This window comes from Burkholderia sp. A2 (assembly GCF_001729305.1).
GTDB lineage: Bacteria > Pseudomonadota > Gammaproteobacteria > Burkholderiales > Burkholderiaceae > Burkholderia > Burkholderia sola.
The window spans coordinates 25,099-37,869 of sequence record NZ_LZXX01000085.1 but is presented as its reverse complement, the minus strand read 5'-3'; the positions used below and the strand labels follow the sequence as shown (position 1 = coordinate 37,869).

General features: G+C 67.9%; 9 protein-coding genes. 5 read left to right on the top strand and 4 right to left on the bottom strand.

Annotation, left to right across the window (positions count from 1 at the left end; translation table 11 throughout):
• Positions 1-22: 22 nt before the first annotated feature.
• Together A9Z05_RS09070 and A9Z05_RS09065 are read right to left on the bottom strand one after the other, a co-directional pair.
• Positions 23-2,107 carry a 3-hydroxyacyl-CoA dehydrogenase NAD-binding domain-containing protein gene (locus A9Z05_RS09070; protein WP_069617787.1) on the bottom strand — a complete coding sequence of 695 codons (2,085 nt, stop codon included), beginning with the start codon at positions 2,105-2,107 and terminating at the stop codon, positions 23-25.
• Between the two features lie 188 nt (positions 2,108-2,295).
• Complete coding sequence (locus tag A9Z05_RS09065; protein WP_069617786.1) at positions 2,296-3,939, bottom strand: 3-(methylthio)propionyl-CoA ligase; 1,644 nt, start codon at positions 3,937-3,939, stop codon at positions 2,296-2,298.
• A 177-nt stretch (positions 3,940-4,116) separates the two neighbouring features.
• Between A9Z05_RS09065 and A9Z05_RS09060 the strand changes: the two genes are divergently transcribed.
• The 5 genes from A9Z05_RS09060 (at position 4,117) to A9Z05_RS09040 (ending at position 7,932) form a co-directional block, all read left to right on the top strand.
• Positions 4,117-5,685: a YdiU family protein gene (locus A9Z05_RS09060; RefSeq protein WP_069617785.1), complete on the top strand. Its 1,569-nt coding sequence runs from the start codon at positions 4,117-4,119 to the stop codon at positions 5,683-5,685.
• 43 nt (positions 5,686-5,728) lie between these two features.
• On the top strand, positions 5,729-6,160 hold the full coding sequence (gene msrB / locus A9Z05_RS09055; protein ID WP_006478590.1) for a peptide-methionine (R)-S-oxide reductase MsrB: 432 nt from the start codon (positions 5,729-5,731) through the stop codon (positions 6,158-6,160).
• A 130-nt stretch (positions 6,161-6,290) separates the two neighbouring features.
• Positions 6,291-6,821 carry a septation protein A gene (locus tag A9Z05_RS09050; protein ID WP_069617784.1) on the top strand — a complete coding sequence of 177 codons (531 nt, stop codon included), beginning with the start codon at positions 6,291-6,293 and terminating at the stop codon, positions 6,819-6,821.
• A 1-nt stretch (position 6,822) separates the two neighbouring features.
• Positions 6,823-7,131 (top strand): BolA family transcriptional regulator, encoded by a 309-nt coding sequence (locus A9Z05_RS09045; protein WP_050013273.1) that lies wholly within the window; start codon positions 6,823-6,825, stop codon positions 7,129-7,131.
• Between the two features lie 18 nt (positions 7,132-7,149).
• Positions 7,150-7,932, top strand: a complete 783-nt coding sequence (locus tag A9Z05_RS09040; protein ID WP_069617783.1) for a peptidylprolyl isomerase — start codon at positions 7,150-7,152, stop codon at positions 7,930-7,932.
• 171 nt (positions 7,933-8,103) lie between these two features.
• On the opposite strand, the gene A9Z05_RS09035 is transcribed toward A9Z05_RS09040, so the two are convergent.
• On the bottom strand, positions 8,104-8,652 hold the full coding sequence (locus tag A9Z05_RS09035; RefSeq protein WP_069617782.1) for a GNAT family N-acetyltransferase: 549 nt from the start codon (positions 8,650-8,652) through the stop codon (positions 8,104-8,106).
• A gap of 5 nt (positions 8,653-8,657) precedes the next feature.
• A complete protein-coding gene (purL, locus tag A9Z05_RS09030; RefSeq protein ID WP_069617781.1) occupies positions 8,658-12,722 on the bottom strand; it encodes a phosphoribosylformylglycinamidine synthase in 4,065 nt (1,354 codons plus the stop codon).
• Positions 12,723-12,771: the final 49 nt, after the last annotated feature.

The following is a 12,771-nucleotide window of genomic DNA, read 5'->3' as shown; positions in this document are numbered from 1 at the left end:
GTCGCGCCGCGATGCGGCGGCGTCAGCCGTTGAACCCGCGGCCGGCCTTCGCCAGTTCCGCGATCGACGGCGCGAGCTGCCATGCGTCGCCGTTCGGCGCGGCCGCGTAGCGGCGAATCGCGCGCTCGACGTTGTAGAGGCCGACCATGTCCGCGTACAGCATCGGGCCGCCGCGCCACAGCGGGAAGCCATAGCCGGTCAGGTACACCATGTCGATGTCGGACGCCTTCGACGCGATTTTTTCCTCGAGGATCTTCGCGCCTTCGTTGACGAGCGCGAACACCAGCCGCTCGACGATCTCGTCGTCGCCGATCTTGCGCCGCTCGACGCCGCGCTCCTTCGAGTACGCGACGACCATCTCGTCGACGAGCGGCGACGGCTTCGCCTTGCGGTCGCCCGGCACGTAGTCGTACCAGCCGGCGCCCGTCTTCTGGCCGAAGCGGCCCTGTTCGCACAGACGGTCGGCGATCTTCGAATAGTGCAGATCGGGCTGCTCGACGTAGCGGCGCTTGCGGATCGCCCAGCCGATGTCGTTGCCGGCGAGGTCGCTCATCCGGAACGGCCCCATCGCGAAGCCGAACTTCTCGATCGCGCGATCGACCTGCGCGGGCAGCGCGCCCTCCTCGAGCATGAACAGCGCCTGGCGGATGTACTGCTCGATCATCCGGTTGCCGATGAAGCCGTCGCACACGCCCGACACGACCGCCGTCTTGCGGATCTTCTTCGCCACCGCCATCACGGTCGCGAGCACGTCCTTCGCGGTCTGCGCGCCGCGCACGACCTCGAGCAGCTTCATCACGTTCGCCGGGCTGAAGAAGTGCATGCCGACGACGTCCTGCGGACGCTTCGTGAACGCCGCGATCTTGTCGACGTCGAGCGTCGACGTGTTCGACGCGAGGATCGCACCCGGCTTCGCGACTTCGTCGAGCTTCTTGAACACCTGCTCCTTCACGCCGAGTTCCTCGAACACCGCTTCGACGATCAGGTCGGCGTCCTTCAGGTCGTCGTAAGACAGCGTCGGCGTGATCAGCGCGATGCGCGCGTCGAGCTTCTCCTGCGTGAGCTTGCCCTTCTTCACCTGCGCGTCGTAGTTCCTGCGGATCGTCGCGAGGCCGCGCTCGAGCGCATCCTGCTTCGTCTCGAGCAGCGTGACGGGCAGCCCGGCGTTGATGAAGTTCATCGCGATCCCGCCGCCCATCGTGCCCGCGCCGATCACGCCGACCCGGCGGACCTCGCGCAGTGGCGTATCGGCCGGCACATCGGGAATCTTGCTCGCCGCGCGCTCGCCGAAGAACGCATGGCGCAGCGCGCGGCTTTCCGGCGTCATCATCAGCGCGACGAAGCCGTCGCGTTCCGCGACGCTGCCCTTGTCGAAGCCGTTCAGCACGCCGGCCTCGATCGCATCGATGCACTTGTGCGGCGCGGGGAAATTCGGCGCGGCGGCCCGCGCGGAGTTGCGTGCGAACTGAATGAAGCCCGCCGCGTTCTCGTGGACGATCTGGCGATCACGCACGCGCGGATGCGGCCCGTTCTGCGCGCCGACCCTGCGTGCGAACGCGACGGCCGCGTCGAGCAGGTCGCCGTCGGCCATCTCGTCGAACAGCCCGCTCTTCGCGAGTTGCTCCGACGGCACCGGCGCGCCCGACACGATCATGTTCAGCGCGGTTTCGAGCCCCACCGCACGCGGCAGCCGTTGCGTGCCGCCCGCGCCCGGCAGCAGCCCGAGCTTCACTTCGGGCAGCGCGACCTGCGCGCCCGGCGCGGCGACCCGGTAGTGCGCGCCGAGCGCGAGCTCCAGCCCGCCGCCCATCACGACGCTGTGCAGCGCCGCGACGACCGGCTTCGCGCTCGCCTCCACCGCGCGGATCACGGTGTGCAGCGTCGGCTCCTGCAGCGCCTTCGGCGTATTGAATTCGGTGATGTCGGCGCCGCCCGAGAACGCGCGGCCCGCGCCGGTCAGCACGATGGCCGTGACCGACGGATCCTGCGCGGCGCGATCGAGCGCGTCCATGACGCCCTGGCGGGTCGACAGGCCGAGCCCGTTGACGGGCGGATTGTTGAGCGTGATGACGGCCACGCCGTCGCGAGTCGAGTAATCCACTGCCATCTGCCTGCCTCCATGCATCGCGCGCCGGATTGGCTGCGCTTCATTGTGCGCGGTCGAACGGCCGCATGTCCGAATGAACGCAGGCAGCATACAACGAAAAAGCACGGTCGTTCAATTTGAATTTCGTGCCCGATCCGGGGACGGATCGGCGACCGGTTCGCGGGCAGGCGGCGCCCCGGACACGCGGCTTATGGCGCGCACGCTGCCGTCGGCAACACGTAATCGCGGAACGTCTCGCGCAGCTTCAGCTTCTGCAGCTTGCCGGTCGCGGTGTGCGGCAGCGCTTCGACGAACACGACGTCGTCGGGGATCCACCACTTCGCGACCTTGCCTTCGTAGAACGCGAGCAGCGCGTCGCGCGTCAGGTTCGCGCCGTCGCGCGGCACCACGACGAGCAGCGGCCGCTCGGTCCATTTCGGGTGCGCGCACGCGATACACGCGGCTTCGGCCACCCCGGGATGCGCGATCGCGACGTTCTCGATATCGATCGAGCTGATCCACTCGCCGCCCGACTTGATCACGTCCTTGCTGCGGTCGGTGATCTGCAGGAAGCCGTCGGGGTCGATCGTCGCGACGTCGCCGGTCGGGAACCAGCCATCCGACAGCGGCGACGCATCGCCGCGAAAGTAGTGGTCGATCACCCACGGACCGCGTACCTGCAATTCGCCGAACGCGACGCCGTCCCACGGCAGCTCGCGGCCGTCCTCGCCGACGATCCGCATGTCGACGCCGCAGATCACGCGCCCCTGCTTTTCGAGCAGCCGGCGTTGCGCGTCGAGCGGCCGCTGCGACTGCGCCCAGTTGAGCTTCGCGAGCGTGCCGAGCGGCGACAGTTCGGTCATTCCCCACGCATGGATCACGCGCACGCCGTATTCGTCCTCGAACGTGCGCAGCATCGCGGGCGGGCACGCGGAGCCGCCGATCACCGTGCGGTTCAGCGTCGAGAAACGCACGCCGGCGTCGCGCATGTGGTTCAGCAAGCCGAGCCACACGGTCGGCACGCCCGCGGAGAACGTCACGCGCTCGGCCTCCATCAGTTCGTACAGCGATTTCCCGTCGAGATCCTTGCCGGGCAGCACCAGCTTGCCGCCGGTGAGCGGCACCGCGTACGGCAGCCCCCACGCGTTGACGTGGAACATCGGCACGACGGGCAGCACGGCATCCATCGCGGACAGGTTCATCGCGTCGGGCAACGCGGCGCCGTATGCATGCAGCACGGTCGAGCGATGCGAGTACAGCACACCCTTCGGATTGCCGGTCGTCCCCGACGTGTAGCAGAGCCCCGACGCCTGCTGCTCGTCGAGGCGCGGCCAGTCGTAGCAGCCGTCCTCGGCTTCGACGAGCGTTTCGTAGCAGAGGAACGGCGTCGCGCCGGACGGCAGGTGCGCGGCGTCCGTCATCGCGATCCAGCCCTTCACGTGCGGACATTGCGGCGCGATCGCATCGACGAGCGGCGCGAAATTGATGTCGAAGAAGACGTAGCGGTCTTCCGCGTGATTGACGATGTACGCGATCTGTTCGGGAAACAGGCGCGGGTTGATCGTATGGCACACGGCGCCCATCCCGCCGATCCCGTAATACGCTTCCAGATGCCGGTAGCCGTTCCACGCCAGCGTGCCGACGCGGTCGCCGGTTTCGACGCCGAGCCGCGCGAGCGCCTGCGCCAGTTGCTTCGCGCGGCGTTCGCAATCGCGGTACGTATAGCGATGCACGTCGCCTTCCACGCGCTTCGACACGATCTCCGTGTCGCCGGCGTGCCGCGCGGCATGCGCAATCAGCGACGACACCAGCAGCGGCACATCCATCATCTGGCCCAGCAACGGCTTACCCATCGTCTTGTTCTCCGTGAGGATGCGAATCGGTGACCAGCCTGGCGGCCGTTTCCGTCCGGAAGCAGCCCTCGTGCGCGCCCGTCGGCGGCCCGGACGGGCGTGGCGCACGATGCGCGGGCCGCCATGCGGGCGGCGCGACGCCGCCTTACAATATCGGCTTACCCAGAGGCGCTCAACATGTCGTTTTCCCGAAGCGCAGCCGATGCGGCTGACACCCTTCCCGACCTCGCCGCGACGCTCGGCGCGCCCGCCGAGCGCGCGTTCGTCACGCTCGGCGACGCGTTTCATACGCGGTTGCCGGCCGCGCCGCTTGCCGCGCCTTACGTCGTCGGCTTTTCCGACGAAGTCGCACAACTGCTCGACCTGCCGCCCGCGATCGCCGCGCAGCCCGGCTTCGCCGAGCTGTTCGCCGGCAACCCGACGCGAGACTGGCCCGCGCACGCGCTGCCGTACGCGTCGGTCTATTCCGGCCATCAGTTCGGCGTGTGGGCCGGCCAGCTCGGCGACGGCCGCGCGCTGACGATCGGCGAGTTGCCCGGCGCCGACGGCCGGCGCTACGAACTGCAGATCAAGGGCGGCGGCCGCACGCCGTACTCGCGGATGGGCGACGGCCGCGCGGTGCTGCGCTCGTCGATTCGCGAATTCCTGTGCTCGGAAGCGATGCATCACCTCGGTATCCCGACCACGCGCGCGCTGACGGTAATCGGCTCCGACCAGCCGGTGGTGCGCGAGGAAATCGAGACGGCGGCCGTCGTCACGCGCGTGTCGGAAAGCTTCGTGCGCTTCGGCCACTTCGAGCACTTCTTCTCGAACGATCGCCCCGACCTGCTGCGTCAGCTTGCCAATCACGTGATCGACCGCTTCTATCCGGCCTGCCGCGACGCGGACGATCCGTACCTCGCGCTGCTCGAAGCCGCGACGCTACGCACGGCCGAGCTCGTCGCGCAATGGCAGGCCGTCGGCTTCTGCCACGGCGTGATGAACACCGACAACATGTCGATCCTCGGCGTGACGATCGACTACGGCCCGTTCGGCTTCGTCGATGCATTCGACGCGAACCACATCTGCAACCACTCGGACACCAGCGGCCGCTATGCGTACCGGATGCAGCCGCGCATCGCGCACTGGAACTGCTACTGCCTCGCGCAGGCGCTGCTGCCGCTGATCGGGCTGCAGCACGGCATCGCCGACGACGATGCGCGCGCCGAGCGCGCGGTGGACGACGCCCAGGCCGTACTCGCGAAGTTTCCGGAACACTTCGGCCCCGCGCTCGAACGCGCGATGCGCGCGAAGCTCGGCCTCGCGCTCGAACGCGACGGCGACGCCGACCTCGCGAACAAGCTGCTCGAGACGATGCATGCGAGCCACGCGGATTTCACGCTGACGTTCCGCCGGCTCGCGCAGCTCTCGAAGCACGACGCGAGCCGCGACGCACCGGTGCGCGACCTGTTCATCGACCGCGAAGCGTTCGACGCCTGGGCGAACCTCTACCGCGCGCGGCTGTCCGAGGAAACGCGCGACGATGCGGCGCGCGCGGTTGCAATGAACCGCGCGAACCCCAAATACGTGCTTCGCAACCATCTGGCCGAAGTCGCGATCCGGCGCGCGAAGGAAAAGGATTTTTCGGAAGTCGAGCGGCTCGCGCAGATCCTGCGCCGCCCGTTCGACGAACAACCGGAGCATGAAGCGTATGCGGCGTTGCCGCCCGACTGGGCCGGTACGCTCGAAGTGAGCTGCTCGTCCTGAGCCCGCAACCCGCACATCTCGACCGACCGATCAGGAGAACCCCATGTCCCACGATTCCGACGACAAGACCTTCCCGTACCAGAAGGACGACGCCGAGCTGCGCCGCCGGCTCACGCCGATGCAGTACGAGGTCACGCAACACGCGGCGACCGAGCGCGCGTTCACCGGCGAATACACCGACACCGAGGATGCCGGCATCTACAAGTGCGTCGTCTGCAGCACGCCGCTGTTCGAATCCGGCGCCAAGTTCCATTCGGGCTGCGGCTGGCCCAGCTATTTCAAGCCGCTCAACGGCGAGGTGATCGACGAGAAGGTCGACTACTCGCACGGGATGGTGCGCGTCGAGGTGCGCTGCAACCACTGCGGCGCCCATCTGGGCCACGTGTTCGAGGACGGCCCGCGCGACAAGACCGGTTTGCGGTACTGCATCAATTCGGCTGCGTTAAACTTCGAGTCCCGACCCGAAAACGAATGAGCGGCGCCGGGCGGATCTGCCGGGCGGCCAGCGTCGGGCCGGGCCGCCCCGATCCGCGACGGCGATGCCTGGCGGGTCCCTACAACGGTGGCAGGCCGCGCCAGCGGCCCGTCACGCAGCTGCGAGCGCCATGAAATTCCTGTTCGATCTGTTTCCGATCATCCTGTTTTTTGTCGCCTTCAAGGTCTGGGGCATCTTTACCGCCACCGCCGTCGCGATCGTCGCGACGCTGGCCCAGGTCGCGTGGGTCGCCTTCCGGCACCGGAAGGTCGATACGATGCTGTGGGTCAGCCTCGGCGTGATCGTCGTGTTCGGCGGCGCCACCCTCGTCCTGCATGACGAGAAATTCATTCAATGGAAACCGACCGTGCTGTACTGGCTGTTTGCGATCGGGTTGCTCGCCGCGCGTTATGCGTTCAGCAAGAACCTGATCGAGAAGATGATGGGCAAGCAGCTCACGCTGCCGCACCCCGTATGGGACAAGCTGAACGTCGCCTGGGCACTGTTCTTCGCGGTGCTCGGCGTCGCGAACCTGTACGTGGTGCACAACTTCACCGAATCGCAATGGGTGAACTTCAAGCTGTTCGGTACGACGGGCGCGATGGTCGTGTTCATCATCCTGCAGAGCCTGTGGCTCACGAAATACCTGAAGGACGAATGACATGAGCGACGCCTTTCTCCACGCCTCCGCCGACGAACGCATCGCACTGATCGAAGCGCGCCTCACCGCGTCGCTCGCGCCGCTGTCGCTCACCGTGCGCGACGACAGCGCCCAGCACGCGGGCCATGCGGGCGCGGCCGCCGGCGGTCATTTCACGGTCACGATCGTATCGTCCGCGTTCGCGGGCAAACCGCGCGTCGCGCGGCACCGGCTGGTGTATGATGCGCTCGCTGATGCGATGCAGCGCGGCATTCACGCGCTCGCGATCGTGGCTTACACGCCCGAAGAATTCAACGAATCTTCAATCTAGTCTCATTAGGAATTCCCGATGATCCTGAAATCCCCCCGCCTGTGGGTCGCGGCGGCTGCGTTTGCAGCGGCACCGGCATTTGCCCAGAACATCGCCGTCGTCAACGGCACGCCGATTCCGAAGTCGCGCGCCGATGCGATGGTCGCGCAGCTCGTCCAGCAAGGCCAGACCGACGGCCCGCAACTGCAGCAGGCCGTGCGCCAGGAACTCGTGAACCGCGAAATCCTGATGCAGGAAGCGATCCGCGAAGGCATCCCGAACCGTCCGGACGTGAAGGCGCAAGTCGCCGTCGCGCAGCAGACCGTCGTGCTGCGCTCGATGATCGAGAGCTTCCTGAAGAAGAACCAGCCGACCGACGCCGAAGTGAAGGCGCGCTACGACGAACTCGTCAAGGGCGTGGGCGGCAACCGCGAGTACCACCTGCACCACATCCTCGTCGAGAGCGAGCAGCAGGCGAAGGACCTGATCGCGAAGATCAAGGGCGGCGCGAAGTTCGAGGATCTCGCGAAGCAATACTCGAAGGATCCGGGTTCGGGCAAGAACGGCGGCGATCTCGACTGGTCCGATCCGAAGGCGTACGTGCCGGAATTCGCGGCGGCCGCGCAGAAGCTGCAGAAAGGCCAGATGACCGACACGCCGGTGAAGACGCAGTTCGGCTGGCACATCATCCGTGTCGACGACATCCGCGACATCGCGCCGCCGCCGTTCGACCAGGTGAAGGCGCAGATCGCGCAGCAGCTCGTGCAGCAGAAGCTGCAGGCGTTCGAGGAAGGTCTGCGCCAGCAGGCGAAGATCCAGTAACGCCGGCGCGCGTCGCACGCGCATCGAAAAGCCGCTCTTCGGAGCGGCTTTTTCTTTTGGCGTGCACGAAACGGATGTCGCGCGACGCGATGGTGCGGGGCCGACGCGCAATAAAAAACCGCTCCGAAGAGCGGCTTTTCCATGCCAGGCGTTACCCGCGCGCGGCGTTCGCTACGCGGCGGGACAGAACACGTCGTGATAGCGCACGTCGCCCGCCGGCAGCGGAGCCGATTCGTCGAACGACAGCGCAAGAAAATACTCGGCCGGCACGCCCGGAAACACGATGTCGCCGTGCGGTTCGAACCCGAAACGCGCGTAATACGCGGGCTCGCCGAGCACCACGCAGCCGCGCGCGCCGAGCCGGCGCAACGCGTCGAGCCCCGTGCGCACGAGCCCCGCGCCGACGCTTTGCCGCTGGCAATCGGGCCGCACCGCAAGCGGCGCGAGCCCGTACCATTGCTGGCCGCCGGCCGGCTCGCCGCCGATCGCGACCGGCGAGAACGCGACGTGCCCGACGATACGTCCGTCGCGCTCCGCGACGAGCGAGACGCTCAGCGCACCGTCCGCACGCAGCGTGTCGACGATGCGCTGTTCGAACTGCCCGCCCTGCGGCTCGCCCGCGAACGCCGCGCGGATCACGCGGCCGATCGCGTCGGCCTCGCTCGCACGTTCGTCACGCAGCGTGACGACCTCGACCGGCGCGTTCGGGTCGAACATCATCCCGATCAACCGATCCAGCGACGCGCGTTGCGGAATACGCGCAGCCACGGGCTCGCCTCACCCCAGCCTTCCGGATGCCAGCTCATCGTGACCGTGCGATGCACGCGCTCCATGTGCGGCATCAGCACCGAGAAGCGGCCGTCGGCCGTCGTGACCGACGTGATGCCGGCCGGCGACCCGTTCGGGTTGAACGGGTAGCGTTCGGTCGCTTCGCCGCGGTGGTCGACGTAACGCATCGCGACCGCGACGCGATCGATGTCGCCCTGCTGCGAGAAGTCCGCATAGCCTTCGCCGTGCGCGACCGCGACCGGAATCCGCGAGCCTTCCATCCCCGCGAAGAAGATCGACGGCGACTTCTCCACTTCGACGAACGAGAAGCGCGCCTCGAACTGCTCGGACTTGTTGCGCGTGAACTTCGGCCAGGCTTCCGCGCCCGGGATCATCGACGCGATGCTCGACAGCATCTGGCAGCCGTTGCAGATACCGAGTGCGAAGGTATCGGGACGCGCGAAGAACGCCGAGAACATGTCGGCGAGATTCGCGTTGAAGCGGATCGTCTTCGCCCAGCCTTCGCCCGCGCCCAGCACGTCGCCGTACGAGAAGCCGCCGCATGCGACCGCGCCCGCGAAATCGGCCAGCGATGCGCGGCCCGCGAGCAGGTCGCTCATGTGCACGTCGTGCGCATCGAAGCCTGCGCGGTCGAACGCGTACGCGGTTTCCAGATGCGAGTTCACGCCCTGCTCGCGCAGGATCGCGACGCGCGGCCGTGCGCCCGTCGCGATGAACGGCGCGGCGATGTCGTCGGCCGGATCGAACGTCAGCACCGGCGAGATGCCCGGATCGGCCGCATCGAGCAGCGCGTCGTATTCGGCATCCGCGCAGGCCGGGTTGTCGCGCAGGCGCGCGATGCGCCAGCTCACTTCACTCCATGCGCGATGGAGTTCGGTGCGCGGCGCGTCGAAGATCTTCTTCGCGTCGCGGTACACCTCGATCACGTCGCGATCGTTGACCGAGCCGATCACGTGCGAGCACGTCGACAGGCCGAACTCGCGCAGCGCGCCGAGCACCGCGTCGCGGTCGGACGCACGCACCTGCACGACGGCGCCGAGCTCTTCGGAGAACAGCGCGCGCAGCGTACGGTCGTCGCGACGGCCGCTCGTCTGCTTCGCCCAGTCCTTCGCGTCGCCGTAGTCGGATTCGTGGTTCGGGTCGAGCGTCAGCATGTCGACGTTCAGCGACACGCCCGCATGGCCCGCGAACGCCATTTCGCACACCGTCGCCCACAGGCCGCCGTCCGAGCGGTCGTGGTACGCGAGCAGCTTGTCTTGCGCATTGAGCGACTGGATCGCGTTGAAGAAGCGCTTCAGGTCTTCCGCGTCGTCGACGTCCGGCGTCGTGTCGCCGACCTGTTGCGTGACCTGCGCGAAGATGCTGCCCCCCATCCGGTTCTTGCCGCGGCCGAGATCGATCGCGATCAGCACGCTATCGCCCGCGTCGGCCACGCGGCGCAGTTGCGGCGTGAGATGACGGCGCACGTCCTCGACCGGCGCGAACGCCGAGATGATCAGCGACACCGGCGACACGACTTCCTTCGCGACGCCCTGCTCGTCCCACTTCGTCTTCATCGACAGCGAGTCCTTGCCGACCGGGATGCCGATCCCGAGCGCCGGGCACAGCTCCATGCCGATCGCCTTGACCGTGTCGAACAGCGCGGCGTCTTCGCCGGCCGTGCCGCACGCGGCCATCCAGTTCGCCGACAGCTTCAGCTTGTCGAGCGACGCGATCGGCGCGCTCGCGATGTTCGTGATCGCTTCGCCGACGGCCATGCGGCCCGACGCCGGCGCGTCGATCACCGCGAGCGGCGTGCGCTCGGCCATCGTCATCGCCTCGCCCTTGAAGCCCGCGTAGTCGAGCGCGGTGATCGCGCAGTCGGCCACCGGCACCTGCCACGGGCCGACCATCTGGTCGCGCACCGACGTACCGCCGACCGAACGGTCGCCGATCGTGATCAGGAACGACTTGCTGCCGACCGTCGGATGCTTCAGCACGTCGAGCGCGACGGCCGACAGCGCGATGCCCGTCACGTCGACCGGCGCACGCTCGACCGCGACACGCGTGACGTCGCGGTGCATGCGCGGCGGCTTGCCGAGCAGCACTTCCATCGGCATGTCGACCGGGTATTCGTCGACGCCCGTCGCTTCGTCGTCGACCAGCTTCAGCTGGCGTTCGTCGGTCGCGACACCGACCACCGCGAACGGGCAGCGCTCGCGCGCGCAGATCGCCTCGAAGCGCGGCAGGTCGGCCGGCGCGATCGCCAGCACGTAGCGCTCCTGCGCCTCGTTCGACCAGATTTCGCGCGGCGACAGGCCCGACTCCTCGAGCGCGACCTTGCGCAGTTCGAAGCGCGCGCCCTTGCCCGCGCCGTCGACGATTTCGGGGAACGCGTTCGACAGGCCGCCCGCGCCGACGTCGTGGATGCTCAGGATCGGGTTTTCCGCGCCGAGCTGCCAGCAGCCGTTGATCACTTCCTGCGCGCGACGCTCGATTTCCGGGTTGCCGCGCTGCACCGAGTCGAAGTCGAGTTCGGCCGTGTTCGCGCCGGTCGCCATCGAGCTCGCGGCGCCGCCGCCCATGCCGATCCGCATGCCGGGGCCGCCGATCTGGATCAGCAGCGAGCCGGCCGGCACGTCGTGCTTGTGCGTGTGCTGATCCGCGATGTTGCCGAGGCCGCCCGCGATCATGATCGGCTTGTGATAGCCGTGCACCGTGCCGCCAACGTTCTGCTCGTACACGCGGAAGTAGCCGCCGAGGTTCGGGCGGCCGAATTCGTTGTTGAACGCGGCGCCGCCCAGCGGGCCGTCGATCATGATCTGCAGCGGCGACGCGATGCGGTCCGGACGGCCGTACGGGCCATGCACTTCGTTCGGGTTGCGCTCGGCCACCGGCTGCGCGGCGTCGCGCGCGTTTTCCCACGGCTGGCGTGCATCGGGCAGGTCGAGGTTCGACACGGTGAAACCGGTGAGGCCGGCCTTCGGACGCGCGCCGCGGCCCGTCGCGCCCTCGTCGCGGATCTCGCCGCCCGCGCCGGTCGCCGCACCCGGGAACGGCGAGATCGCCGTCGGGTGGTTGTGCGTCTCGACCTTCATCAGCGTGTGCGTGAGCTCGGTGTGGCGGCCATAACGTTCGCCCGGCTCGCCGGCCGCGCCGGCCTTGCGCGGGAACCAGCGCTCGGCTTCGGCGCCGACCATGATCGACGAGTTGTCCGAATACGCGACGATCGTGCCCTGCGGGCTCAGCTTCTCGGTGTTGCGGATCATCGCGAACAGCGACATGTCCTGCGCTTCGCCGTCGATCGTCCACTGCGCGTTGAAGATCTTGTGGCGGCAGTGTTCGCTGTTCGCCTGCGCGAACATCATCAGTTCGACGTCGGTCGGGTTGCGTTCGAGCTTGCGGAACGCGTCGACCAGGTAGTCGATTTCGTCGTCGGCGAGCGCGAGGCCCAGCTCGACGTTCGCACGCTCCAGCGCGCCGCGGCCGACACCCAATACGTCGACGGTCGACAGCGGCTTGGCCGGCAGTTCGTCGAACAGGTGCCTCGCATCGTCGCGCGCCGCGACCACGCTTTCGGTCATCCGGTCATGCAGCGCGGCCGCGACGGCCGCGCGCGCGTCGTCCGACTGCGCCTTCTTGCCGCCGAGCAGGCCCGATTTCAGCGTGACCGTGAATTCGACGCCGCGCTCGATGCGGCGCACCTGCGTGAGGCCGCAGTGCTGTGCGATGTCGGTCGCCTTGCTGGCCCACGGCGAAACCGTGCCGAAGCGCGGCAGCACGACGAAGGTCTCGGTCGCGCCCTTTTCGCCCGCCGGCTGGAACGGCGCACCGTAGTGCATCAGCGCATCGATGCGCGCGCTGTCGTCGGCCGACAGCGGTTCGGCCGCATTGACGAAGTGCAGGAACTGGCCGCGCACCGCGACGATGTTGGCGTCGATTTGCCTGAGCGTGTCGAGCAGACGGGTTTGACGGAAATCGGAGAGGGCCGAAGCGCCGGGAAAACACGAGAAGTGAGCCATGGGCTGGACTGACGTCGATGAGTCGCGCGAGGTGGCGACGTGGGGCGAA